26 protein-coding genes are annotated in these 26,317 nt (G+C 45.0%); 4 read left to right on the forward strand and 22 right to left on the reverse strand.

What is annotated here, in order from left to right; all coding sequences use genetic code 11:
- A complete protein-coding gene (gene purB, locus R8N49_RS04795) occupies positions 1 to 1,371 on the forward strand; it encodes an adenylosuccinate lyase (RefSeq protein ID WP_005378198.1) in 1,371 nt (456 codons plus the stop codon).
- A gap of 133 nt (positions 1,372 to 1,504) precedes the next feature.
- On the opposite strand, the gene R8N49_RS04800 is transcribed toward purB, so the two are convergent.
- The 9 genes from R8N49_RS04800 to htpX all read right to left on the reverse strand — a co-directional run bounded on the left by R8N49_RS04800 (position 1,505) and on the right by htpX (position 8,720).
- Complete coding sequence (locus R8N49_RS04800; RefSeq protein WP_017821713.1) at positions 1,505 to 2,038, reverse strand: DUF3833 domain-containing protein; 534 nt, start codon at positions 2,036 to 2,038, stop codon at positions 1,505 to 1,507.
- Complete coding sequence (locus R8N49_RS04805; protein ID WP_017821712.1) at positions 2,038 to 2,631, reverse strand: chalcone isomerase family protein; 594 nt, start codon at positions 2,629 to 2,631, stop codon at positions 2,038 to 2,040. The genes R8N49_RS04800 and R8N49_RS04805 overlap by 1 nt, the downstream gene beginning before the upstream one ends.
- On the reverse strand, positions 2,591 to 3,103 hold the full coding sequence (locus R8N49_RS04810) for a DUF2878 domain-containing protein (protein WP_042522066.1): 513 nt from the start codon (positions 3,101 to 3,103) through the stop codon (positions 2,591 to 2,593). Before R8N49_RS04810 ends, R8N49_RS04805 begins: the two co-directional genes overlap by 41 nt.
- Positions 3,104 to 3,109: 6 nt before the next feature.
- Positions 3,110 to 4,366: an SAM-dependent methyltransferase gene (locus R8N49_RS04815; RefSeq protein ID WP_042522068.1), complete on the reverse strand. Its 1,257-nt coding sequence runs from the start codon at positions 4,364 to 4,366 to the stop codon at positions 3,110 to 3,112.
- A complete protein-coding gene (locus R8N49_RS04820) occupies positions 4,360 to 5,175 on the reverse strand; it encodes a DUF1365 domain-containing protein (RefSeq protein ID WP_258489352.1) in 816 nt (271 codons plus the stop codon). The genes R8N49_RS04815 and R8N49_RS04820 overlap by 7 nt, the downstream gene beginning before the upstream one ends.
- Position 5,176: 1 nt before the next feature.
- Positions 5,177 to 6,487, reverse strand: coding sequence for an NAD(P)/FAD-dependent oxidoreductase (locus R8N49_RS04825; RefSeq protein ID WP_258489353.1), 1,311 nt, complete (start codon positions 6,485 to 6,487; stop codon positions 5,177 to 5,179).
- A 12-nt stretch (positions 6,488 to 6,499) separates the two neighbouring features.
- Positions 6,500 to 7,225, reverse strand: coding sequence for an SDR family oxidoreductase (locus R8N49_RS04830; protein WP_047100788.1), 726 nt, complete (start codon positions 7,223 to 7,225; stop codon positions 6,500 to 6,502).
- A complete protein-coding gene (locus tag R8N49_RS04835; protein ID WP_213886279.1) occupies positions 7,222 to 7,641 on the reverse strand; it encodes a nuclear transport factor 2 family protein in 420 nt (139 codons plus the stop codon). The genes R8N49_RS04830 and R8N49_RS04835 overlap by 4 nt, the downstream gene beginning before the upstream one ends.
- 209 nt (positions 7,642 to 7,850) lie before the next feature.
- The gene (htpX, locus tag R8N49_RS04840; protein ID WP_005388085.1) at positions 7,851 to 8,720 is read right to left on the reverse strand and encodes a protease HtpX; all 870 of its coding nucleotides are present in this window, start codon (positions 8,718 to 8,720) and stop codon (positions 7,851 to 7,853) included.
- 509 nt (positions 8,721 to 9,229) lie between these two features.
- On the opposite strand from htpX, the gene R8N49_RS04845 reads away from it, so the two are divergent.
- Positions 9,230 to 9,397: a hypothetical protein gene (locus R8N49_RS04845; protein WP_005378215.1), complete on the forward strand. Its 168-nt coding sequence runs from the start codon at positions 9,230 to 9,232 to the stop codon at positions 9,395 to 9,397.
- 82 nt (positions 9,398 to 9,479) lie between these two features.
- Here the strand turns inward: R8N49_RS04845 and bioD are convergent, their stop codons facing one another.
- Genes bioD through bioB form a run of 4 tightly spaced genes read right to left on the reverse strand, consistent with a single transcriptional unit; the run spans position 9,480 to position 13,174 of the window.
- Positions 9,480 to 10,166, reverse strand: coding sequence for a dethiobiotin synthase (gene bioD / locus R8N49_RS04850; RefSeq protein WP_213986310.1), 687 nt, complete (start codon positions 10,164 to 10,166; stop codon positions 9,480 to 9,482).
- Positions 10,163 to 10,984 carry a malonyl-ACP O-methyltransferase BioC gene (gene bioC / locus R8N49_RS04855; RefSeq protein ID WP_213986309.1) on the reverse strand — a complete coding sequence of 274 codons (822 nt, stop codon included), beginning with the start codon at positions 10,982 to 10,984 and terminating at the stop codon, positions 10,163 to 10,165. The genes bioD and bioC overlap by 4 nt, the downstream gene beginning before the upstream one ends.
- Positions 10,984 to 12,135, reverse strand: a complete 1,152-nt coding sequence (bioF, locus tag R8N49_RS04860; RefSeq protein ID WP_213968594.1) for an 8-amino-7-oxononanoate synthase — start codon at positions 12,133 to 12,135, stop codon at positions 10,984 to 10,986. The genes bioC and bioF overlap by 1 nt, the downstream gene beginning before the upstream one ends.
- On the reverse strand, positions 12,122 to 13,174 hold the full coding sequence (gene bioB / locus R8N49_RS04865; protein WP_005378222.1) for a biotin synthase BioB: 1,053 nt from the start codon (positions 13,172 to 13,174) through the stop codon (positions 12,122 to 12,124). Before bioB ends, bioF begins: the two co-directional genes overlap by 14 nt.
- Positions 13,175 to 13,304: 130 nt before the next feature.
- On the opposite strand from bioB, the gene bioA reads away from it, so the two are divergent.
- Positions 13,305 to 14,585: an adenosylmethionine--8-amino-7-oxononanoate transaminase gene (gene bioA, locus R8N49_RS04870; protein ID WP_213986308.1), complete on the forward strand. Its 1,281-nt coding sequence runs from the start codon at positions 13,305 to 13,307 to the stop codon at positions 14,583 to 14,585.
- A 69-nt stretch (positions 14,586 to 14,654) separates the two neighbouring features.
- On the opposite strand, the gene R8N49_RS04875 is transcribed toward bioA, so the two are convergent.
- The 8 genes from R8N49_RS04875 to lrp form a co-directional block, all read right to left on the reverse strand.
- On the reverse strand, positions 14,655 to 14,921 hold the full coding sequence (locus R8N49_RS04875; RefSeq protein WP_213986307.1) for a DksA/TraR family C4-type zinc finger protein: 267 nt from the start codon (positions 14,919 to 14,921) through the stop codon (positions 14,655 to 14,657).
- 137 nt (positions 14,922 to 15,058) lie between these two features.
- The gene (locus R8N49_RS04880; RefSeq protein WP_054575142.1) at positions 15,059 to 15,487 is read right to left on the reverse strand and encodes a hypothetical protein; all 429 of its coding nucleotides are present in this window, start codon (positions 15,485 to 15,487) and stop codon (positions 15,059 to 15,061) included.
- Complete coding sequence (locus R8N49_RS04885) at positions 15,477 to 16,379, reverse strand: N-acetylmuramidase domain-containing protein (protein ID WP_049536243.1); 903 nt, start codon at positions 16,377 to 16,379, stop codon at positions 15,477 to 15,479. Before R8N49_RS04885 ends, R8N49_RS04880 begins: the two co-directional genes overlap by 11 nt.
- Positions 16,380 to 16,582: 203 nt before the next feature.
- A complete protein-coding gene (gene serS, locus R8N49_RS04890) occupies positions 16,583 to 17,890 on the reverse strand; it encodes a serine--tRNA ligase (RefSeq protein WP_054576393.1) in 1,308 nt (435 codons plus the stop codon).
- A 91-nt stretch (positions 17,891 to 17,981) separates the two neighbouring features.
- Positions 17,982 to 19,337 carry a replication-associated recombination protein A gene (locus R8N49_RS04895; RefSeq protein WP_038889531.1) on the reverse strand — a complete coding sequence of 452 codons (1,356 nt, stop codon included), beginning with the start codon at positions 19,335 to 19,337 and terminating at the stop codon, positions 17,982 to 17,984.
- Positions 19,338 to 19,964 (reverse strand): outer membrane lipoprotein chaperone LolA, encoded by a 627-nt coding sequence (gene lolA, locus R8N49_RS04900; protein WP_005388103.1) that lies wholly within the window; start codon positions 19,962 to 19,964, stop codon positions 19,338 to 19,340.
- A gap of 61 nt (positions 19,965 to 20,025) precedes the next feature.
- Positions 20,026 to 23,073 (reverse strand): DNA translocase FtsK 4TM domain-containing protein, encoded by a 3,048-nt coding sequence (locus tag R8N49_RS04905; RefSeq protein WP_186584344.1) that lies wholly within the window; start codon positions 23,071 to 23,073, stop codon positions 20,026 to 20,028.
- A gap of 152 nt (positions 23,074 to 23,225) precedes the next feature.
- On the reverse strand, positions 23,226 to 23,720 hold the full coding sequence (gene lrp / locus R8N49_RS04910) for a leucine-responsive transcriptional regulator Lrp (protein WP_005378234.1): 495 nt from the start codon (positions 23,718 to 23,720) through the stop codon (positions 23,226 to 23,228).
- 156 nt (positions 23,721 to 23,876) lie between these two features.
- Here lrp and ald point away from each other — a divergent pair, with 156 nt between their 5' ends.
- Positions 23,877 to 25,001 carry an alanine dehydrogenase gene (gene ald / locus R8N49_RS04915; RefSeq protein ID WP_005378241.1) on the forward strand — a complete coding sequence of 375 codons (1,125 nt, stop codon included), beginning with the start codon at positions 23,877 to 23,879 and terminating at the stop codon, positions 24,999 to 25,001.
- A gap of 93 nt (positions 25,002 to 25,094) precedes the next feature.
- On the opposite strand, the gene R8N49_RS04920 is transcribed toward ald, so the two are convergent.
- Positions 25,095 to 26,291 (reverse strand): methyltransferase, encoded by a 1,197-nt coding sequence (locus tag R8N49_RS04920; protein ID WP_017634951.1) that lies wholly within the window; start codon positions 26,289 to 26,291, stop codon positions 25,095 to 25,097.
- Positions 26,292 to 26,317: the final 26 nt, after the last annotated feature.

Consider the following 26,317-nt stretch of genomic DNA (forward strand, 5'->3'; position numbering starts at 1 on the left):
ATGGAACTGTCAGCATTGACTGCTGTTTCACCAGTAGACGGCCGTTACGGAAGCAAGACAATTGCGTTACGCGAAATTTTCAGTGAATACGGTCTACTAAAGTACCGTACTATCGTTGAAATCCGCTGGCTACAAAAGCTTGCTGCTACTGCTGAAATTGCAGAAGTGCCAGCGTTTAGCGCAGAAGCAAACCAATTCCTAGACGACCTTGCTGCAAACTTCTCTGAAGAAGATGCACGCCGTATCAAAGAGATCGAGCGTACAACTAACCACGACGTAAAAGCGGTTGAGTACTTCCTAAAAGAGAAAGTAGCAGACGTTCCTGAACTGCACGCAGTAAACGAGTTCTTCCACTTCGCATGTACTTCTGAAGACATCAACAACACATCACACGCTCTAATGCTTAAAGAAGCGCGTGAGAACGTGATTCTTCCAGAAATCCGTAACCTAATCGACGCTATCAAAGCACTAGCAGTGGAATACCGCGACATTCCTCTTCTATCTCGTACACACGGTCAGCCTGCTTCTCCATCTACTATGGGTAAAGAAATGGCAAACGTGGCGTACCGTATGGAGCGTCAATTCAAGCAAATCGAAAACGTTGAGATCCTAGCGAAAATCAACGGTGCAGTAGGTAACTACAATGCACACCTTTCTGCTTACCCAGAGCTAGATTGGCACAAGTTCTCTGAAGAGTTCATCACAGAGTCTCTAGGCGTAACTTGGAACCCTTACACAACTCAAATCGAACCGCACGATTACATCGCTGAGCTGTTCGACGCTATCGCTCGTTTCAACACTATCCTGATTGACTTCGACCGTGACGTTTGGGGTTACATTGCACTAGGCCACTTCAAGCAAAAAACTATTGCTGGTGAGATCGGTTCTTCAACAATGCCTCACAAAGTTAACCCAATCGACTTTGAAAACTCAGAAGGTAACCTAGGTCTTGCGAACGCTGTATTCGGCCACCTAGCACAGAAACTGCCTATCTCTCGTTGGCAACGTGACCTAACTGACTCAACGGTTCTACGTAACCTTGGTGTTGGTGTTGGCTACGCTATCATCGCTTACACTTCGACACTTAAAGGCATCAGCAAGCTAGAAGTAAACCGTGAAGCGCTTCTTGCTGAACTAGACAAGAACTGGGAAGTACTAGCTGAGCCAGTACAAACCGTTATGCGTCGTTACGGCATCGAGAAGCCATACGAGAAGCTGAAAGAGCTAACTCGTGGTAAGCGTGTAGACGGCGAAGCAATGCGTAACTTCATCGACGGTCTTGAGCTTCCTGAGCACGAGAAAGCACGTCTGAAAGAGATGACACCAGCGAACTATATCGGTCAAGCAATCGAGCTGACAGATAAGCTGTAATACTCCTGTAACGACCAGATACTTAAAAGGTTGACGCGAAAGCGTCAACCTTTTTTAGTTAGGAGAGTTAGGTCGGGAGAAAATAATTTTAGTTATATGGAATGGATTATTAATTGAAGATCAGCCCCATTTGTTATGGCAGCTTTTGGAAGAACAAGGTTATTGTTCCTACTTCCACACCAAACTTTTTTATTTTCGTTAGATTGAAAACGTGTCTGTCATCCTGACGATAAAGCCAATCATCAAAAGCAACCGTCACTGATGAATCCTCCATTTGTAGCTCAAAGTCATATTGCCACTGTAGCGCATTGCCCTGCTCTTCCCCTGTTGCCACACCTATAATATCGTCTGCCTTACCTTCATAACGACCGTCTTCTAATCTAGTGATAACCCAAATTCGCTGGTCCACCTCTCCGTCATCAAACACGAAGTCTTCCACCAGCGTCAGCGTATCACCCGCTACAGTACCCACTATATCGACTTCAAAGCGACGCGTTTGCTGTCCGGTATAATCTTGCACCATCCCCCACGCCTTTATGTCGCCTTCGAAATAACCGAATACGTCAAAAGTCGGTTTAGAAGAGCGGTAATTATCAATGTCTGCGGAACATGCCGAAAGAAAAACAGCTGCCACTAAAGTCGCTGATTTAAAAATTCGTTTAAACACTATCTAACCTGCCCTATCAATTGTTTTCGGAGTTTCGGAAATTCTGTGTTGGGTGATAACCATATAGCCAAAAATGCATCGTTCATTCGTTCGTCTTCAATGATGCCAACGTTCTTTACTTGCACGTCCCCAACCTGCTTATAAAAAAGCTGACCAGATTTTCCATCTGTTAGATAAGTAAGCTCGTCACCTTTTTGAATATCAGGAAACATACGATCGAGCTCGCTGATCCAAGCTTTTCGATATGAGTCCGTAAAACCCAATTTCGCCCACTGCTCATCCGTCACATCAAGCAGCTGTTGCTTACTGATGTCTCTCTTGTAGTTAATTTCCAACGCAAGGGGATGTGGCGATACGTCATCGCTTACGATGAACTTTCCATCAGGCGCTTTTAATCTTGAGTGATAAATATCGAAGATGAACCAAGTAAGTTGGGCTTCTCCAACAGTTTTCCATCCCTTCCAATTCGCAATGTTGCTAGCAGCTTCGCTGTTTCCAACAGGTTGAGCTTGCAGAGCAAAAGAGCCAGTTACTATTACCAACGCAAGCAGCCTAGTCAGTCTCTGAGTTAAGTCTCTCTTCAAGCTTTTCATTTCCGTACACCTTGAGTATCAAGAGCATCATGACGCACCATTCGACAAACAACATTGCCAGTGTAGCGCCAGTGCTAAATCCAAATTCAACGGCTTGGAGCTTATAGCCAGCAAAGTAGCTCGCTGTTCCTCCGAGTCCGCCTACTATTGATACGTAGGTTTTTGGGAAACGGTACAAAATTGACTTGAGTTGATAGGCATACCAGGCGAACAGAATCCAAAGGCACAAAAGCCAAAGGGGTAACCATTGAGTGGCAAACATGAAAATTGAAAATTGCTGATTTAATGTATCAAGCACGAGACCAATCGTGGCGATAACACCAATACTTTTGAGCGAAGATGCGTCAGTTTTCAAACAATATAGTAGGGTTGCCAAAGTAAGGAATAACGTCACCCATTGCCATTGATAGGTTCCAAGCACCGCTGCAAACCAGCAGAGTTGGAACCATGTCGAAGCAAGAAACACCTTCATAACGAACTACGGGCGTTGAAACGTCATGTGAACGGCACTGATCGTGCGAGCCAAAAAGCCACCTTCACAGTAGCTCAAATAGTAGCGCCACATACGCACAAAGCGGTCGTCGTAGCCAAACGAGCGCACTTCATTCTCTGCTCGATTAAAACGTAAGTGCCATTCGTTCAGCGTCTTGGCGTAGTCCAAACCAATATCGAACAAGTCTCGCGTCACTAAGTCACTGTACTTTGTTGTTGCTTGGGTTAGTGAGGTTACCGACGGTAAAAAACCACCCGGGAAAATGTACTTTTGGATAAAGTCGACGTTGTTACTGTAGTAATCGTAACGCTGATCGGCAATCGTAATCGCTTGAATCGCCATCAAGCCACCAGTCTTCAATAAAGACTCACAGACCTTAATGTACGAAGGCAGGAATTGTTTGCCCACAGCTTCAATCATTTCAATAGAAACGAGCTTGTCATAAGTGCCGGTTAAGTTACGGTAATCTTCTTTGAGTAGTGTGATTTTATCTTCTAAGCCACGCTCTTTGATTTTTTGCTCCGCGTACGCGTGTTGCTCTTCAGATATCGTTGTTGTGGTGACCTGACAGCCGTATTGTTCGGCCATGTAAATCGCCATAGCGCCCCACCCAGTGCCAATTTCAACAACATGATCAGTGGGCTTCAGCTCAAGTTGCTGACATAGACGATCCATTTTGTTGATTTGAGCCTGCTCTAGAGAGTCGTCCGCATGATTGTAAAGCGCCGACGAGTACAGCATATTGGTGTCAAGGAACGCTTCGTATAGGTTGTTACCCAAGTCGTAATGCGCATGGATATTTTTACGTGAGTTCTCTTCAGAGTTTCTGTTTGACCAATGACTGAACTTGTACAGTATTTTAGTCAACCAACTGCCTTGCTCTTCGAGTTTATCTAGAGCACGCATGTTAAGGGCCATCAGTTTCATTAATGAGGTTAAATCGGGGCTATCCCACCACCCATCCATATAAGCCTCACCAGCAGCAATACTGCCGCCCTGCAAGATCCGTGAATAAAAGCCTGGATGTTTTACCTCTATAGTAGCGACAACAGGTTGACCACTGTACTCCCCATTTGGCGCACTAAAACGCTCGCTTCGCTCTGTCGTTTCCGTCTTAAAACTTTCAATAACTGTTAAGCAGCCGATTTCCATTTTTTGCAGACATTGAAAAATAACTCCGCGAGCCGCTTTTTGCGTTGTCGTCAATTTACGCGGCAATGTCATAGAACTAGTATTTAACATGCAGAATTCTCCTTGTGCTTTTTATTTTTTTTGTCTGTTTTTTCAATATCGGCTTCTATTTCTTCATGCGTTGAATATTTAGGATGAGAATAAAAAGGTGCGCCTTTCACCCAAAGTTTTAATGCGTGCCAATAAATACCAACCATTACTTTTACCGTTTGTATTGGTGTAACGATCAAACACCTCAATAAGGTTTTGCTTGAAAGTGGCTTAGCTTTCATAACCATGGTGGCATCAAAGTGTTTCTCTCCTTTGTGACATTCAAGATGAATATTCAACTTGTCTGTCAAAGGCTTAATTCTCCAGCGGTAGAGTTGGTCAATCGGGTTGAATGGTGAAACATGGAATGCTTTATCTTGTTCCCAACCAAACTTTTCTTCTTTATCTGCTGACACCACGTAGTAATGTCGTTCATTCCAAGGAGTGTTACTCACCTCTGCGAGGAGATACTTCCATTCTCCTTCCGTGTTATAAACGTAGTAGAAATTAACGGGACTGAAATAAAGTCCTAGATAACGCAAGTGACAGACTGCGATTACCTTGCCGGTACAGCGAACACCTGTCAGTTCTTCAATTTTGCTGTGCACTGCCGACTTGACGCTACCTTCACCAATGTAATCACTGCGCTTAAAGCGAGCCCAATGCCACCAACGCGAACCAAAACCCCATACTTTTTTCTCTAAAGCATCGATCTCGTCTACATCGATGGCGGGCATAAATAAAGAGTAGTTCAACTCATGATTCACAGGCGTGAATCGACGGTGACGAACGTTGCCTATAAACAATCGGCTGTTCATTTGGCTATCCATATCACGCTGCGCCTTTTTCGAAAGGAACCACATTTTGTTCGCGGTACTTTTCTTCTAGTTCTTTCACAACATCAAGCGCGCTATGCACGCCATCTTCATGAAAACCGTTGTACCAATAAGCGCCGCAGAACCAGGTACTTTGTTTACCCTGTATCTCATTTTTGCGCTGCTGCGCTGCAATAGACTCAGTGGTGAATACTGGATGATGATAAGTGAACGAACGCAAGACTTTATTTGAGTTAATTTGCTCAGTACTATTCAACGTTACACAAAACGTGTGTTCTGATTGAATATGCTGAAGAATGTTCATGTTATAAGTGAGCGAAGGGAGGCGTTGCTGTTCCTCCTCACTGCCTTCCAATAGGTAGTTCCATGATGCCCATGCTGCCTTACGTTTTGGTAGTACGGCAGAGTCGGTATGAAGAACAACTTCATTTGCTTGGTATGTCATATCCCCCAAGATTTCCTGCTCAATTGGGCTGATATCCTCTAGCATTCTCATTGCTTGATCACTGTGACAAGCAAAGATAACGTCATCAAACCAATGCGTTTCTCCGCGAACTTGAACGCCAACCCCTTTTTCGTTGCGAACCACTTTTTCGACAGGACTATTAAGACGAATATTCTCGGCAAAGCCTTTGGTCAATGGTGGAATGTATGAACGTGAACCACCTTTAATCACATACCATTGTGGTCGGTTAGTCACATCTAGCAGACCGTGGTTGAGGAAGAAACGTAAGAAGAACATAAGAGGGAATGCGCGCATGTCAGCTAAAGTCGACGACCAAATCGCAGCACCCATCGGTAAAATGTAGTTATCGGTAAAGAAAGCACTGAATTTGTGTTCGTCAAGGAACTCACCTAACGTCTGAGAGTGCGTGGACTGCTCGCTAGCGAAGCGCTTGGCAAGTTTATTGAAACGAAGTATCTCGAAGATAAATCGATAAAATTTAGGGTTTGCCCAGTTACGTTTTTGAGCAAACAATGTCGACACTGTGTGGCCGTTGTACTCTAGTCCGTTCCCATCATTTCTGACACTGAAGCTCATTTGAGTCGGCAGACCTTCAACGCCAATCTCGCTCATCATTTTAATGAAATTAGGGTACGTACGGTCGTTATAGACGATGAACCCAGTATCTATCGCGTATTCTTTACCATCAAGGCTCACATCAACGGTTGCAGTATGGCCACCGATGTAATCGTTCGCTTCAAACAGCGTTACATCATGTTCTTTATGCAAGTAATAACCACAAGTAAGGCCAGAGATTCCCGTTCCCACAATCGCTATCTTCTTTCTTCCTGCTGTTTTCATTTTTATTCCTTCTTATGATACGAGTTTAGCAGTTAGGCGAGCTTGCCAACTGTATGGAAGTAACGAGATAAAACGTAAAATACTGGTAAATCTCGCCGGGAAATAGATATAGGTCTTGTTGGCGGCTAACTGCTTCCTGATAGAGTCCGACGCTTGCTGAGTAGAAATGATCATTGGCATTTCGAAGTCGTTTTTGTCAGTCAACGGCGTTTCAACAAAACCAGGAAACACCGTTACCACTTTGATCCCTTTCTTTTTCAAGTCGACGGCGAGCGTGCGTGCAAAATAACTGACTGCCGCTTTGGATGCGCCGTAAGCTTCTGCACGAGGCAGTGCCACTTCTGATGCGATAGAGCCAACAATAACAATGCGGTGCCCTCTCTCTAAATGCACTTGGCAGCCTTCAACGCAGTTGGCAACACCGACAACATTTACGTTCATCACACGCGCCATGAGTTTCGCGTCGACCACTCCCTCATCCATGTACTCACAATCGCCTGCGTTAAAAACCCATGTATTTGGCGTAAAGGGCAAATTAGAGAGCGCCTGCTGAGTTTCCTCATAATTTGTCACATCAAACTGCAATGTATGAATTTTGGAGGAAACTGCCTCCAGTTCTGCAAGAACATCTTGATTCCGACCACAAGCAATCACATTCCATTCTGAGTTCGCGTAATCTAGGGCAAGCTGTCTTCCTATTCCGGAGGTGGCGCCTGTGATTAAGATGGTGTTGTTCATTGTCCTAACCTCTGCTTGATGGTTTTAACGACTGAACCAAGTAACGGTAAATGCTCATAGAGCATCTCTCCGAGATCAAAATAGTCTCGGTGATAAATGACCTGACCTTCGCTAAATTTGAGGTGCGAAACACCATTGACGAGAATAGGCGCACCCTTCTGAAGTTTGGGATGCTGAAGGTCCATTGTCCAAGTTAGGAAGCCTGTATCTCCGACTTGTTGATGCTCATGGATTACAAAATCACAACTGATGACGTTGGCATATAATGAGGTGAAATAATCCGAAAGTGCTGGCCATCCTTCTAAACGATGCGCTGCGTCCTCAAATACTACATCTTGGTGATATATATCCTCAAGCAGATGTAAGTTCGCTTTGTTGAGCTTTTGATAGATATTGCCAACAGACTGTATGTCCATTTTTTACTCCTACATGCCCATTAAGTTGTACAAAATTATTATATGTACAAGATAGTTCATTCCACCAAAGTTGTACAAAAATAATTTTGTATAACTTTATTTCTGTAAGTAGTACGTGATGAAGTTCGCACGCGATCAATCGGCGAAAAAAAAGGCTTGGTCAAAACCAAGCCTTTTCAGCAGATTAACAATTATTTAAGTAGGAACAATTAGTATTGCTGGCCTCGCAACGCTGCAATACGTTTATCTAGCGGAGGGTGGCTCATTAGTAGCTCAGTCAGCGACTGCTTGCCATTGATACCAAACGCCATCATGGTGCCATCCAGTTGAGATTCATGACTCACCTTCAAACGCTCTAGAGCCGCAATCATTTTTTCTTTGCCAACGAGGCGCGCAGCACCTGCGTCCGCGTGGAATTCGCGATGACGGCTGTACCACATAGTCAAGAAGCTAGCTAGGAAACCAAATACCAGTTCAAGCACCATGGATACGCCAAAGTAAACCATCATATTTGTACCTTGGCCTTCTTCATCATCGTTCGATGCCACGATATTGGCAATAAAGCGTGATAGGAAGATAACAAACGTGTTCACGACACCTTGCATCAACGTCATCGTGACCATATCACCATTTGCAATATGGCTCACTTCGTGTGCAAGTACTGCCTCTGCCTCATCACGAGTCATATTGTGTAAAAGACCAGTAGAAACTGCGACAAGAGAGTCATCTCGCTTTGCACCTGTCGCAAATGCATTGATATCTGGTGAATCATAAATAGCCACCGTTGGCATACCAATACCCACTTGTTGAGCTTGACGACCCACAGTTTCGACTAACCAATGCTCCGTTTCGTTGCGCGGGCTTTCAATGACCATACCACCAACCGAGCGTAGCGCCATACCCTTTGACATCATCAACGAAATAAATGCGCCACCAAAACCAAATACAGCAGCCATTACAAGTAAACCTGACAGACTGCCTGGTTGCATTCCAGTTACAGCGTAAACAATATTCAGAACAACACTAAGCACTAGCACGACAGCTAGGTTAGTTGCTAGGAATAACATAATTCGCTTCATTACTTTTCTCCGAGGAAGCTTATCGTTTTTTTAAAACGGATTGTTATAAGGAACAAATGGTAATCGCTATAAAAGCCAATTCCGTTGATTTTCATGTTCCGTGCGTTATAGATATAGTCTATCCGCGATAAAAACAAGGTTAAGCAATAAATTGCAACATTTGTTTTCGAGACTGAAATATTTGATTCAAGCGATTTCAAAACATGCTTTGGTAGGAGCTGGAACCTCCGTTCATATACATTTATCAAAATGATGAAATAAGCTCTGACCTACCCATCATCTATTGATAGATGATCTTGGTGTTAAATCTATCACCTCTTAGCAACTTAGCTAGAAATTTTTTAATAGACCAAAAACAGTACGTTAGCTCTGCTATAGACTTTGGTCTTATTGTGCGGCTACATGGACATGCTAAATTCGAATGAGATGAACAAAACAGAGCTACTCTAAGTACATTGCAAAAAGTGCATTGGGTGAGCTCAAAAACTCCATGTATTGAGGGAAAAACCATGGTAGAAACTAACGACTATCAAATGGCTATTGATTTACTACGTTGTCACCTAGGCATCTCAGAGGACGAGGCAAAGCAACAACTTGGTATTTCAACCGATCATCATATGTCTCAGCGTGTTGCAGAAACACAACAAGCATTGATGGGGCTCAGCCAAGATAAGTAATCTGACTTTTTAGGTTACACCAACAAGAAAGGGCTGCATTGCGCAGCCCTTTGGGTTTTTTAGTCTTTTATCCTAAACACCATTAGTCAGTGTTTAGCAACGGCTCTACATTAATGTACTTGCCTAGCTCTTTGCGTTTAGCACTTGGAATATATGGAATTTCCCCAAGCTTAGGTGCATCGATACGTGCTTCTAGAATCTCGATAATGTCAGCGTAGTGCTCTGTGCCTGGGTTGACGCGGTTTGCCACCCAGCCAACAAGATTCAAACCATCCGCTTTAATACTCTCCGCTGTGAGTAAAGCGTGGCTCAAACAGCCTAATTTAATGCCAACCACCAGTACAACAGGTAACTGCTCTTCTTTTACCCATGTAGATAAACAGTCCGTATCGGATACTGGCACACGCCAGCCTCCAGCACCTTCAACGAGAACAACATCGGCTTGCTGCTTATGTTGAGCCAGTTTTTGACTCAGAACATCGTAACTTATTTCGACATGTTCATGCTTCGCTGCAATGTGGGGAGAAGCAGGCAACTCTAAAGCGTATGGGTTCACATCATCATAGTCCACATCGAGTGTTGCGACGTCTTGTAAGTGTAAAGCATCAGAGTTGCGCCATCCCGCTTCAGTCTTGTCACTCCCTGCTGCCACTGGCTTATAACCAATAGTGTTTAGTCCTTTTGCTGCGATCGCTTGCAAAATGGCTTTAGACGCTACCGTCTTTCCAACATCAGTATCCGTACCAGCAATAAAAAAAGCATCAATCATAGATGTATTACTCCAAAACAAACCTGATAACTTGCAGGTAGAAGACCTTGATCGTTTTTAAACGCTTGGTACGCATGCTCAACTTTTAACAAAGTCTCGCGACTAGTTAAACCGTGTGAGCGCCCGCTTACGTGATTTGCACCTATACCTTTGAGGTCACGCATAACTGAAAATGCAGAGTCGTACCAAACTGTGATGGTGGTCAAGTCTAGTTGATGGCTGTCACATCGAGATTGCGCTAACGCAATTTTTACCTGATTGAGCGTTAGAAAGTTATTGACGTGTTGATATGCATCAATTTTTTCCCATGATGCACGCAGCTCATACAGTGATCCATCAACCAGTGTAGAGAACCACGCTTTCCCACCATTTTTTAGCACGCGGCGCACTTCTTTTAGTGGGTAACTTAAATCTGTACACCATTGCAGCGCTAAACTTGAAAACACGTAATCGAAGCTATCATCGTCAAATGGTAAGTTTTCAGCATCAGCAACTTGGTAATGCATTCGTACTGCACCACAACGCTGCTCTGCTTTATCTAACATGGCTTGAGAGATATCGCCGCAGACTACTTCCGCACCGCGTTGTTGAAGTAGTTGGGAGAAATAACCCGTGCCACAACCTAAATCCAATACACGTTTTCCCGTCAAGTTTTCAGGAAGTTTATCAAGCAGCTGATGCCCGACATCACGTTGAAAAGCCGCATATTTATCGTATGTTTCTGCTGCTTTACCAAACGAAGAGGCAATCGCGCCTTTATCTTGATGGAAACTCTCTAACGCGAGCGTTTGCGCTAATGCGGTAGTTGCATTATCCATTACAGCGCTCCTAATGCTTGCTTCAATGCGATTGAAAGCGTTTTAACTTGTTCATTAGTGTGATTGGCAGTGAGTGTGATTCGAAGACGAGACGTTCCTTTAGGCACCGTCGGAGGGCGAATAGCAGTCACCCAAATACCGTTTTGGCGACAAGCACCTGCTACTCGCAAAGCCAATTCAGATTCACCAATCAAAAAGGGCTTAATCGAAGTTTGAGTCTCAACAAACCCCTCAAGGCCGCTAAGGCTATCTCGATACACTTCACTAAGCTCAGAGAGCTTTTCACGTCGCCAAGACTGCTCTTGAACCATCGAGACTGCATGAGTCAACGCATACGCTTGTGCCGGAGGCATCGCTGTGGAATAAACATGGTGACGAGCAAACTGAGTCAAAAAGTCTCCCGTTGAGTGGTCACATAAAATAGCCGCGCCAGACATACCAAACGCTTTACCGAAGGTAACGACCAATAACTCAGGCTTAACCGTTGCCAACTCGCAAGAACCACCACCGGATTGACCGAGAACACCAATTCCATGAGCGTCATCGACAGCAAACCAAGCATCATGACTGCGAGTGGCTTCAGCTATATCGCTGAGCGGCGCGCAGTCACCGTCCATGCTGAATACCCCTTCCGTCACAACTAGATGGTTGTCTTCGCTATTAATCAGCGACTTTAGGTGCTCGATGTCATTGTGTTTGAAGCGCTTCATCTTAGCTGGTGACAACGCCCCCGCTTCTATCAATGAAGCATGATTCAAACGGTCTTGGATCAATACGTCTGACTTTTCTAACAAGGTGAACAACAAGGCTTGATTAGCACTGAATCCAGAACCAAACAGAATTGCTCTGTCGTAGCCCAACCATTCAGTTAGTGCGGCTTCTAAATTGCTGTGTGCTGCACTAAAGCCAGTGACCATTGGCGATGCTCCACTGCCACTGCCGTATACGCTTAAACCTTGCTGCCACGCACGAACGAGCGCTTGATCATTGGCCAAGCCCAAATAATCATTACTTGAGAAATTAATGTAGCGCTTGCCTTCGTGCTCCAAAACGGACTGGTTACCGGCAAACACCACATTCATAGAACGATTCAACCCTTGCGTTTTACGCTTAGCAAGAGCGGACTCGATACGAGATTTAAACGCTGGCATCGTAGAAAAGGTCGTCTTTTGTCGGACGGGCAGCAACACGCTCTACAACGCGATCCAGCAACTCGTTTTCTTCGATTTCATCAGGTTTTTGAGACACTTCTTGGCTGTTAATGCCGAGCTTATTGAACAGCATCATGTCCTTATCTTCAGAAGGATTTGGAGTCGTCAGAAGTTTGCAGCCATAGAAGACTGAGTTTGCACCCGCCATAAAACACAGCGCTTGCATTTGTTCGTTCATGTTTTCACGGCCAGCCGATAGACGAACCGCTGATTGAGGCATCATGATGCGCGCAATCGCAATCAAGCGAATGAAATCGAATGGCTCAACATCGTCCACCTCTTCCAGTGGTGTGCCTTTCACCTTAACCAGCATGTTGATTGGCACACTTTCAGGATGCACTGGCAAGTTAGCTAATTCAACCAACAAACCTGCTCGGTCGTTAGCACTTTCACCCATACCGATGATGCCACCGGAACAGATCTTCATGCCAGCATCACGAACATGAGACAAAGTATCTAAACGGTCTTGATAAGTACGTGTGGTAATGATGTTGCCGTAAAATTCAGGAGACGTATCTAGGTTGTGGTTGTAGTAATCCAAACCTGCGGTTGCCAGTTGTTTTGCTTGATCTGGTGTCAACATGCCTAATGTCATACACGTTTCTAAACCCATGCCCTTCACGCCTTTGATCATGTCGGTCAAATGCGGCATGTCACGCTCTTTTGGATTTTTCCATGCTGCGCCCATACAGAATCGAGTAGAACCAGCATTTTTGGCTTTTTGCGCAGCATCGAGTACGCGTTCTACTTCCATCAGACGCTCTTTCTCGATGTCTGTGGTGTAACGAGCACTCTGAGGACAGTACTTACAGTCTTCTGGACAAGCACCTGTCTTAATCGACAGAAGCGTGCTTACTTGAACATGGTTGGTTTGTTGATATTGACGATGTACAAGCTGCGCTTCGAATAGGAGATCCATGAATGGTTTTTCCATGAGATCGCGCACTTCAGCATGCGTCCAGTTATGACGAACTTCCACGTGTATTCCTTTAGTCACTTTTGTTGTTGTGTTGACAGTCTACTGAGTCTCGATAAACTGTCAACACAACGCAAAAGATCAAAGTTTACACCTGTCTGTTTTTTAACCTTAATTATTATTGGAATCGCACATGGATCTCGCCTTCGACCGCCAGCATATCTGGCATCCTTACACTTCGACATTGACACCTCTGACCTGCTACCCAGTGGCATCGGCAAATGGTGTTCATATTAAATTGGAAGACGGTACTGAGCTGGTCGATGGCATGTCTTCTTGGTGGTCGACGATCCACGGCTACAACCATCCGCATTTAAATCAAGCCGCTCACCAGCAAATCGATCAGGTCTCTCACGTGATGTTTGGCGGGATTACCCACCAGCCAGCAATCAGTTTGTGTAAGAAGCTATTGTCCCTTGCACCAAATAACCTTGAACATGTATTCCTTGCCGATTCAGGCTCCGTTGCCGTAGAAGTCAGCTTAAAAATGGCACTGCAATATTGGCATGCAAAAGGCGAACGCCGACCGAAGTTTCTTACTTTGCGACACGGTTATCACGGCGACACCTTTGCGGCTATGTCGGTTACCGATCCTGATAACTCAATGCACTCTCTTTACAAAGGCTTTTTGCCTGAGCATATCTTTGCGGAGTCAGCAACTTGTGGTTATTGGGATGAATGGAAGCCAGAGGACCTTACCGACTTCGAGCACAAGATTGAAACGCACCATGAAGAACTTGCTGCGGTGATCCTAGAACCTATTGTTCAAGGCGCAGGCGGCATGCGCATCTACCATCCAGAATTTCTCAAAGGCGTGCGTAGGCTTTGCGACAAATACGGCTTGTTATTGATTGCAGATGAGATCGCTACCGGATTTGGTCGTACCGGTAAGTTGTTTGCCTGCGAACATGCAGACATTCAACCAGACATTCTGTGTGTCGGGAAAGCACTCACTGGCGGCTACATGACCCTCTCTGCGACCCTGGCGAGCAAACACGTAGCAGACACCGTTTGTGGTGGTGATGCAGGCTGTTTTATGCACGGCCCAACCTTTATGGGTAACCCACTTGCCTGCGCTGTTGCCACTGCAAGTTTGGAATTGATTGAACAAGGTAACTGGCAACAGCAAACCCAACAAATCGAAGCGTTGTTTTCTGAGTTACTGCCAAAACTTGAAGAACACGAGTTGGTAAAAAACACCCGTTGGTTAGGTGCCATTGGCGTAGTGGAGACGTATCGCCCTGTGAATATGGAAACCATCCAAGCCTTGTTTGTTGAACACGGAGTGTGGATTCGTCCATTTGGCAAACTGATTTATATGATGCCGCCGTTCATCAGCAAGCCAGAAGATATTGAAAAGTTAGTGAATGCGATTGATGCTGCGTTACAACGTAAAGACTGCTTCGCTTCATAGTTCAATTGAACATGAAAACGGTTTGAGTATGAGACTCAAACCGTCTCGTTATTTATTAGAGCAGTAAAGTTATCGAAGTTGACTGTCTTTACTCGCTCGTCTATTGAACAATGCTTGGCGTTGAGACACCAATTCGATTGTTGACTGACATTCGATACACAAACGAACGCCTTTCATAGCAAAACGACGTGCTTCTGGGACCTCATCACCACACTCATCGCAATAATGGGCGCTTTCACCCCTTGCGATACTGCCACGAACACGGGAAATCTCGTCGTCTATTGTGTTTTGAATTTGTTGGCTGACGCTATCGTCATTGGCCCACCCTACGGCCATAAGCCCTCCTCGTTACTTGAATGAGAAAATCTACTTACCGTGGTAAGGTGGATGATTATATCAATTACAAATAACAAGATAATTAAGGTAAATACGAAAACACTATTACGTTTTAGTAATAATTACTCTGTAATCGATTATTCGGCGCTCTCATGGAAAAGCAATGCAAGGTTACTCATACTCCCTTCCTCGCATTCAAAATACTGCGTTTGCTCAGGCTCTCTCAAAGTAACACTGAGTATCTTCTCAACCTCATCAAACTCCTCGCTAAAGTACTCACTAACCAATATGACGCGCTCACCAATACTAAATTCCAGTGACTTCTCATCTACCAACGCTCGATGATACTGGTCTAATTTAAAGTCCTTTATAACTAAAGATCTTTCAATACTGCTCCCCCCTAAGCTAAGCTCCGACAGTAGAACCTGACTGTTTATGTTTTCTATTGATATTTCTAGACGGTTAGGATGTGAAGCATCACACTTAAATAGCGCAGTATTAGTGTGGCTGAAAGCACAAGCAGATGAACTAAAAATAAGTCCAAGCAAAGAAATGTTACGCAGCATTTTTAATCGAAGCATATTTTTTGTAAGCCTTTTCTAATTTGACGTCGTATTGATTTTTCTGATACTCAGAACCATTGTAACCACGAGCAAAGGCAGCCCAATTTTTATCTCTTATATGCTCACCTAAGCCAGACTTTTGGATAAACGTAACAAAAGCCTCAAGTTGTTTCTTCTCCGACTCGAATACAGCTTTAACAAAGGATTCAGCGGTAACATGACCAGCTAACTTGAAATTAAAGCCCATAATTTGGAAACGTCCCCAAGATGCGGAGCGGATTGCTGCATTTGAATTCAGTTCAATCGCTTTATTTAGACGTACGTATTCTGAGATACCACCAACATAAAGACTTCGATTCCAATGCCGACTTGAAATACTTGGATGACTGTTATCGTAGGCTCTTGAAGTGAGTCTCGAAAATATATGAGCCTCAAACAAAATCTTTGGCTTACCATTGCTAAAGTAGGCTTCTCCTCGGCTCTCAACTTCCGCTACAGCTTTAATAGCAGCGACTTCGCATCCAAGAGTTTCAGCTACTTTGCGATAATCCAAGTCCGTCAACGCATCTCTTGAGCCAACCAAAGGTAACGTATATGCCACCGCGGTCTCAGGTGTTCGTTTTAAATAATCATTCAGCTTACGATGGCTTCTTCCATTCACATCTATCCTTCCATCTGGACGAGCCATCCCAACAAGGTTTTTCTGAAAAGCTTTAATTGCGCCGACAGTTTTGGAGTTTTCCGGTCTAGAGCCTAGTTTCCCATCCACTTTAAGTTCCTTTACTCCCTTTAAAGAACCAAGCAATTGGTTAATAGACCTTTGTACCGTACGAATGTCACCATCCACATTTTTACCACCCAAGCCAACAGAGCCGCTTATTCTTATTGAAGCCATGAAAGTACCTCCTCTTTATATTTTGGAGGAGCTTGTCATGCTCAATGAAGCTTAGAAAAATATCATTAGGGACTGGTTTTAATAATTTAGGCTAACTATGCAATACCTCATCCTACATTTACATAACAACGTATTTTCACTCGACGCAGATAACAAAAAACCCAGCACTAAGGCTGGGTTTTGGTGTTCTAGTGGTTAATGAATTAACCGATGTGCGTTGCGCCCGCCATGTACTTCTGAAGTACTGTAGGGATTGCAATACGGCCGTCTGCTTCTTGGTTGTTTTCTAGGATAGCAACCATTGTACGACCTACAGCTAGACCAGAACCGTTTAGCGTGTGTACAAGCTCAGGTTTCTTCTCGCCTTTACGACGGAAACGCGCTTGCATACGACGAGCTTGGAAGTCCCACATGTTAGAACATGAAGAGATTTCACGGTAAGTTTCTTGAGCAGGAACCCAAACTTCTAGGTCGTAAGTCTTACGAGCGCCGAAGCCCATGTCACCTGTACATAGAACCACTTTACGGTAAGGAAGCTCAAGAAGTTGTAGAACTTTCTCAGCGTGACCTGTTAGCTCTTCTAGTGCGTTCATTGAATCTTCTGGCTTAGTGATTTGTACTAGCTCAACTTTGTCGAACTGGTGCATACGAATCAAACCACGAGTATCACGACCGTAAGAACCTGCTTCTGAACGGAAACATGGCGTGTGAGCTGTCATCTTAATTGGTAGATCCGCTTCGTCAGAAATCGTGTCACGAACTAGGTTCGTTACAGGTACTTCTGCAGTAGGGATTAGAGACAGTTTACGTGGCTCTTCGTCGTTTACTTTTTCTACTAGCGGCTCAGTGTGGAAAAGATCTTTACCAAACTTAGGAAGCTGACCAGTACCGAATAGGCTGTCAGAGTTTACTAGGTAAGGTACGTACATTTCTGTGTAGCCGTGCTCTTCAGTGTGAAGATCCAGCATGAACTGAGCGATTGCACGGTGTAGACGAGCAAATTGGCCTTTCATCACGATGAAACGTGCGCCAGTGATCTTAACTGCACTTGCGAAGTCTAGACCGTCGCCCATTTCGCCTAGGTCAACGTGATCTTTCAGTTCGAAGTCGTAAGACTTTGGCTCACCCCAACGAGAGATTTCAACGTTGTCGTTTTCATCTTTGCCATCTGGCACTTCATCTGCTGGGATGTTTGGTACAGAACGCGTGAATTCGTCTAGTTGAGCAATTACTTGCTCAAGTTCAACTTTCTTCGCATCAAGATCGCTACCTAGCGTACCGATTTGTTTCTTGATCTCTTCTGCGCCTTCTTTGTCGCCAGCCGCCATTTTTTGGCCGATTTGCTTGGAGATGGAGTTACGCGTGGATTGTAAATTTTCTACTTCTACTTGAATGGACTTACGTTGTTCTTCAAGTTTACGAATAGTATCTACGTCTAGCTTAAAGCCACGACGCGCCAGTTTAGCAGCTGTTTCATCCAGCTCTGTACGAAGTAATTTAGAATCCAGCATTGTTAATCCTATGCTTTTTGTTGTGAAATCACGCGCACTTTCCAAGCGTACGCGTTAAAAAAATTTACTAAACAAATGTATCCAAAAACGCCTACTTTTCATAGCGCTTTTGTGGGCTATTTGCGTCTAAAGTAGCCAAGTAATCTAACTTTTCGCCGATTTTGGTCTCCAGACCACGATTTGTCGGCTGATAGTACCTACGATCGCCCATTTCAGGCGGCAAATATTGCTCACCTGCTGCGTAAGCACCAGGCTCATCGTGAGCATAACGATACTCAGCCCCATAACCCATGTCTTTCATCAAACTGGTTGGCGCATTTCGAAGGTGATGCGGCACTTCATATTCAGGTAAGTTATGAGCGTCCGTTAGCGCTTGTTTCCAAGCAACGTAAACGGCATTACTTTTTGGCGCACACGCTAAGTACACGATCGCCTGTGCAATCGCACGTTCACCTTCTGCTGGACCAACGCGTGTAAAACAGTCCCACGCGGAGAGTGCCACTTGCATGGCTCTAGGGTCCGCATTGCCGACATCTTCCGATGCTATCGCAAGTAATCGACGGGCAATATAAAGAGGATCACAACCCGCAGCAATCATACGTGCAGCCCAGTAAAGCGCCGCATCTGGGTTAGAGCCACGAATGGATTTGTGGACCGCAGAGATTAAGTCATACCAGATATCACCTTTGTTATCGAAGCGAGAGACCTTCTCCCCTGCCACTTCAGCCAGCAACTTAAGCGTGATCTCTTTTTCACCTTGCGCATTATCTTCTGCCATGTCGTAGAGCAGCTCAAGATAATTGAGAGACATGCGAGCATCACCGTTGACCAGTTCTGCTAGGCGGTCTAATACGTTATCAGCGAAATGTGCGGGTGTATTGCCCAAGCCACGCTCTTTGTCACTGATCGCTTGATTCAGCGCCAGTGAGATTTCATCTTTATCGAGAGACGTTAGCTTGTAGACACGTGCACGTGACAGCAATGCGTTGTTTAACTCAAACGATGGGTTTTCTGTCGTCGCACCAATAAAGGTAACCGTGCCATCTTCGATATGCGGTAAAAACGCGTCTTGTTGAGATTTGTTGAAGCGATGCACCTCATCCACAAATAAGATGGTGCGGCGACCCGCCATTTTGTTCTCACGTGCTTTCTCGATTGCAGCACGGATTTCTTTCACACCAGACGTTACGGCAGACACACGCTCTACTTCAGCATTGGCGTAGTTTGCAGCCACTTCCGCTAATGTCGTTTTGCCTGTGCCTGGTGGTCCCCAAAGGATCATCGAGTGAATGTGACCCGCCTCTAGCGCACGGCGCAGTGGCTTACCAGGGCCTAAAATGTGCTGCTGTCCAATGTATTGCTCGATTGTTTCCGGTCTCATACGAGCAGCAAGGGGACGAAAATCTTCGTCCCCCGAGAAATCTAATGTGTAATTACTCACTACCAATTAATTCCTTTGGTCATCCACTTCCACACCTTTTGGAATTGTGAATGTGAATCTGTCTGCTTTTGGTTTACCCAGCTTCACGTTGTTAAAGGTGAACAAACCTTTTTGACCGTCTTGCTCAACCACGTTGAAGCCTTTCACCACACCTTTGGCATCAATATTAATCTGGAATTGACCTTGTGTGGAGTCTACTGCGGTAGGAATGAGAGTGAACTGGTCACCTTTTTGAGATATTTTGTAGTTATTCCAATCACTTGCTCGGTTACGCGTTAGCAAAACAAATGGCGTTTGCTCTGTTGCTTGCTCTTGCCAGTAGATGCTCACTTGCTCGATGAATGGGCTGTAGTACCACAATGTCTTACCGTCAGAGACCAATAGGTTCTCATCGGGGAATGTTGTACTCCAACGGAACAGGCTTGGGCGAGCGATTTCAACCGTACCTTCTCCTTCCATCACCGTTTCGCCTTCAGGGCTGATAACCTGCTGAGAGAAATCCGCACTGAAGCCATCATTCATAGAAAGGCGTTTGTTTAATTCATCTTTAGGAGATGCTGCGTGTGCGGTAGAAAAGAGGGAAAAGCTTAAAACAAGCGCAGAGAAAAGTTTCGCTGAAAATAGTTTTTTCATTCAGATACCTATTATTAGAACCACTCACCTCAGTTGGACTGAGGTGAGTAACACAAGTTCATTAATCTTTTGGTGGCGCAGGTGCCAGTACTTCACGATTACCGTTATGACCCGGAGCACTTACGATGCCCTGCGCTTCAAGCTGCTCTACAATACGGGCGGCACGGTTGTAACCTATCTTAAATCGGCGCTGAACACCGGAAACCGAACCTCGACGTGATTGAACCACGTGCTCAACAACTTGATCGAAGAGCGGGTCTACATCTTCATCCGCTTCCATTTGCTCACCTGGCAATAGACTTTCTGGAGTTTGATCTCCACTGATGATCTCTTCAATGTAGTTCGGTTTACCACGCGCTTTCCAGTTGTTTACAACAGCATGAACATCATCATCTGATGCAAATGCACCGTGAACACGAGTTGTATGACTTGATCCCGGCGGTAGATACAACATATCACCCATACCAAGTAGTGATTCTGCGCCGCCTTGATCTAGGATTGTACGAGAGTCCGTTTTAGTCGATACCGTAAACGCAACACGAGTTGGAATGTTCGCTTTAATTAGACCGGTAATAACATCAACCGATGGACGCTGAGTCGCAAGAATTAAGTGAATACCTGCCGCGCGCGCTTTTTGCGCCAAGCGAGCAATCAGTTCTTCAACTTTCTTACCTACCACCATCATTAGGTCAGCAAATTCGTCAACAACAACGACGATGTAAGGCAGCTTTTCTAGCAATGGCGGTTCAGTATCCATGCTGTCGCCTTCTTGCCAGAACGGGTCATGGATTGGGTGGCCCGCTTCTGCTGCCATCTTCAATTTTTCGTTGAAGCCCTTCACATTACGTACACCTAATGCCGACATCAATTTGTAACGACGTTCCATCTCGCCCACACACCAACGTAGAGCATTTGATGCGTCTTTCATATCAGTCACAACTTCAGAAAGAAGATGAGGGATACCTTCATAAATAGAAAGCTCTAGCATTTTCGGGTCAATCATGATGAAGCGTACATCTTCTGGGCCTGCTTTATACAGCATGCTCAAAATCATCACGTTCACACCTACCGACTTACCAGAACCTGTTGTACCTGCTACTAGCACGTGTGGCATCTTCGCAAGATCTGCCACCACAGCTTCGCCCGCAATGTCTTGACCTAACACAACCGTTGTTGGTGACGTTGCTTGCTCAAACTGAGGGCTACTGATGACATCAGATAAATAGACCGTCTGACGACTCATGTTTGGCAGTTCCAAACCGATGTAAGGCTTGCCAGGGATTACTTCCACAACACGTACCGCCATCGCAGACAATGCACGCGCTAAGTCAGTTGAAAGACCAGAAATACGACTTACTTTCACCCCCGGCGCCAAATCAAGCTCAAAACGAGTGATCACTGGACCAGGATAAATACCAACCACATCGGCTTTGATTTTGTAGTCAGCGAGTTTGCTCTCTACCAATCGAGCGACCTGCTCTAGCGCATCACGGTCGATAAAGTTTTCACGTTTTTCTGGATGATAAAGCAACTCGAGCGTTGGGAGTGGCTCTTCCGGAACTGGCAAGTTTTCTTCTTTCTGTACCAAAAATGGGTTCTGTGTTGCAGCGACTTTGGCTTGCGCATTGGAAACCATATCTTGGAATGCGGTAACGTCTTGGTCGTTGTCTTGGACCTCTTCTACTTCCACTTTTTGAGGTGCAGGTTCAAATGTTGTTGAAGGTGTTGCTGCTTGCTGATGAGGCGTTGTTGGCTGTGCTTGCTGTGCAGGCTGAGATTCCACTTCGTCTTCATCATCTAACACATCAAAGTCAGAGATCGTAGGCTCAATATGTTGGCTCGATTCTGTTTGCGCCGTGATGCTATCTAATACAGCAGAATCAATTGCAGGCTCTTCATGTACAGGATGCTCAATACTTGGCTGCTGTACTTGCTCTGCTTCAAATTGTTCGTACTCCGCATAATCTGGTTCAACACTGATCGGTTCTTCTGTAGCTGTATGTGGCTCTACATAGGAAGAGTAAGTGTCTGCAAATGATGGGGCTGCCTGTTCTTCAGTTCCCCAGTCATCTGCTTGTTGCGCCGCTGCTTCAAGCTCTTCTATCGTAACATTCAGTTGCTTGGTGCGTTCCAAGAGCGGATCAACGTTATCAGTGTTAACCGTATGGATAGGTTGTGTTTGAGGCTCAGGTTCAGCATAAACTGGCGCAGCATTAACCGTAGACTTGCGTTGTGGTGGCGTCGGTTCTACCATCGCCTGTTGCGCAGGCTTATCAGGTTTAGCTTGCGGCATATAAATAGGGTACTCATGCGCTGGCGCCGACTCTTTCGGTTCATCGACATCGTACGCCGTTAAATGAGGAAGCGGCTCATCATCAATTTCATGGTCTACATTATGTTTAGGCGTAGAGACTTTGTCTTCTACAAACTCATCAAGCTGAGGTTCTAAAACTTCCTGCTCTGAACCTCTTGCCTTATTTGCAAGCGCGGCAATTAGTGCTAACGCACGATCACCAAGCCATTCCACGATGTTAAGCCATGAGATGCCAGTGAAGAGCGTAAAGCCCGCTCCCCACAAGAACAGCAGTACCAATGTGGTACCGAGTACATTCAATGTAGGTAAAGCGAGGCTAGACAACACATCCCCGACCACACCTCCGGATGAAAAATACCAAATGTCATCAAAATTAATATCGGCAAGACCGCAACTGGTCATAATAAGGACGACAAGACCGAGCAGCCTTGTACCCCAAAGCATGAAATCAATGGGCTCATCTTCTCCTCGTTTACGGCAAATCACCCATGCAGCCGCCGCTAGCAAGAAAGGGATTGGGTAAGCGAGAGAGCCAAATGTGAAGAATAGAGTATCGGCTAGCCAAGCGCCGAAAAGGCCACCAGCATTATCGATATCCCCTCCCCATGCGGTTTGGGACCAAGAAGGATCGGCCGGACTGAAGGTAAATAGTGCAACCGCAAGCAATACCGAGCTAAGAACGCCAACGATAAAGCAGCACTCTTTTAAGCGTTGGAAGCCATTTAAGCGTGAAGACTGGGGCTCTTCACTGGTTTTGATAATGGTTTCGACTTTCTTTGCGTTCTCTTTGAACATAAATCAACTTGAATATGGAAATGAAATAGGAAATTGCAAAACATTCCGAGCGGCATCAAGCCGCTCGGTAAATTGATTTAACCATATCAAGGAGAAAAACCCAATTACTCTCTGGCGAAAGCGGAAGCATATACCGCTTTCTTTGCAAGAAATTAACGAGTTTTGATCACAAGCTGGTTAGATTGTTTCACTTCTTCCATAACAACGTATGTGCGAGTGTCATTTACGCCAGGTAGACGTAGTAACGTATCGCCCAATAGTCGGCGGTAAGCACCCATATCTGATACACGGGTTTTAAGAAGATAGTCAAAGTCACCTGAAACAAGATGACACTCTTGTATGTCGTCTAGCTTTTGAACAGCTGAGTTAAACTGCTCAAACACATCCGGCGCACCACGGTTTAGCGTAATCTCAACGAATACTAATAGTGATGCATCCAGGAACTGCGGATTCAATAATGCAGTATACCCTGTGATATAACCCTGACGCTCTAAGCGACGTACACGCTCCAAACATGGCGTTGGAGAAAGTCCCACACGTTTTGAAAGCTCAACGTTTGAAATACGACCGTCTTTCTGCAGCTCATTAAGAATGTTGCGGTCGATACGGTCTAGTTCCTTGGACGGCTTTTTATAGTTGTCTGCCATTTTTTATTCCACCTTATTACTTCCTTGCAAAAAAATATACTACAACTTTTTAATATTTGGTGCCAAATTTTACAAATCTATAACTATACTAGTTATTAATTCGACAATAACACCCTACTAACAGTTAATACAACCATTATAGAAAGAGGATACAGGATGATCATTGGCGTACCTAAGGAAATCAAGAATCACGAATATCGTGTTGGTATGATCCCAGCTAGCGTGAGAGAACTCATCTCACATGGTCACCAAGTTTTAGTTGAGACCAATGCAGGTGCCGGCATTGGTTTTTCAGACGATGATTACATCGCTGTCGGCGCATCCATTCTCCCTCATGCTGCTGACGTATTTGCGCAAGCAGACATGATTGTAAAAGTAAAAGAACCCCAAGCAGTAGAGAGAGCAATGCTCCGCGAAGGGCAAATTTTATTTACTTATTTACACCTAGCACCAGATTTTCCACAAACTGATGAGCTAATCAAGAGCAAAGCTGTCTGTATAGCCTATGAGACTGTAACAGATAATATGGGTCGTTTGCCACTGTTAGCACCAATGTCAGAAGTGGCAGGTCGGATGTCTATCCAAGCTGGTGCGCAAACGTTGGAAAAATCGCACGGCGGTCGTGGTCTGCTCCTAGGCGGCGTACCTGGTGTTGAACCTGCAAAAGTCGTTATCGTTGGTGGTGGCGTTGTTGGTGCAAACGCTGCTCGTATGGCGGTTGGCCTTCGCGCTGACGTCACCATTCTAGACCGTAACGTAGACACACTTCGTAAGCTTGACGAAGAATTCCAAGGTCGCGCAAAAGTGGTTTATTCTACTGAAGACGCTATCGAGAAGCATGTTCTAGAAGCGGACCTTGTTATCGGTGCCGTTCTAATTCCTGGCGCAGCAGCACCTAAACTGGTCACTAAAGAGCACATTGCTAAGATGAAGCCTGGTGCAGCAGTGGTTGACGTGGCAATTGACCAAGGCGGTTGTTTCGAAACTTCACACGCGACAACTCACGCAGATCCAACTTACATCGTTGATGAAGTGGTTCACTACTGTGTAGCAAATATGCCTGGCGCAGTTGCTCGCACTTCAACATTTGCACTCAACAACGCTACGCTTCCATACATCGTGAAGTTAGCAAATAAAGGCTACCGCGAAGCACTTCTAGAAGACAAAGGCTTCCTTGAAGGTCTAAACGTTATTCACGGAAAAGTAACATGTAAAGAAGTAGCAGAAAGCTTTGACTTGGAATACGTTGAACCAACTCAAGCTATCGCTATGTTTAATTAATGACAAAATAAAACATAACTTGTCACGTTTTGTTTACAAAAGCCCACTCATAAGTGGGCTTTTTCATATAGAGCGTTTGGCTATAAAGAATAACTAAATCTTATATGCACAAATTAAAATATTTCTAGGTGTGACCGATTTAGGGCAAAACTCTGACAATCTAACACGGTAACCACGTTCTTCAAGATAAAGCACTTTGTCTAATGCGAGCCAGATCTCCAACGGACGTTGAAAAACAAGTTGCACTAAGCTCATTCTCTCCATTTGCCAGAAGCGTTGTTCGCTTAACTTTTCAAAATGAGAGAAATCGATTTCTTGAGGAAGAACAATGCCTTTTTGCTCCGCTGCCCAGCGACATAAAGATTCAAAACCATCACTTAATTGCGACTTACGGATACTCGGCACAGGCTGATACTCTGCCATTCCCAAAGCTTGTCGCGTGATCAAATCAAACCCAAGACGAAACATCATTTCCTGCTGACGATGACGACGCACGCGCTCTCCTCCTGTCACCGTTTGTTGTAATGGGATACGCAGTTCTTGCTTAGACAATGAGAGAGAAGAAGCCCTGCCCGATTCCGACATCGGCTGGTATTGTTCCGACTGAATCAAGTGGTAACAACAAGGTGATATGGTCATCGCAGCAATCCCATTTTCACTGCCGTACTGCATTAGACGAGCGTGAAGGTCACCGCATGCATGCAGTGCTACTGCGTGTTGCGTTGGCTTAAACACGGCTTTCGCTTTGCTATCAAACGCGTCGCCTTGAATAAACGTCATCTTCCAATGATGTTCATTGGCTGCTTGTTGCCCCGAATCGCACAGTGCTTGTTGGTATTCAAAGCTGGTTACAGGCTGATCGGTTTGCGTTGTCAGGATTCGCCCCAAGTAACCTTTACCTGAGCACCATTCTAGCCATTCTTCGCCACAGTGTTGTTGAATTGCAGCTTCACCCATCGAGCTAATTTGCTCCAACTTACGTCCCGGAATACCGTTATCTAAACCACGAGCGAGTTCCAAGCCGTTTAACGACAAAAGCTCTAAATGAGTCAGTTCTGCGAGTTGTTCAAGCTCAGGCAAAAACGGACTAAGTGCTTTTAACGCGAGTTCTGGTGCTGCTTTGTATTCTTCGATTTGAGAGGGAGTAAGAGACGCTAGCCATTGGCACAGTCGAGGATGTTGCTCCTGCCAAGGTAATGATGTGTGAATGCTGCTTTTAAAAGGCTCGAATCGCCACAAAGATTGGTTTTCGATTAAGCAGTCATTAATAAACTGAAATTGCGTTTTCATAGCTCCCCCTACAACGAGCGCATTGT

It is taken from the genome of Vibrio sp. 1978, from assembly GCF_033344345.1.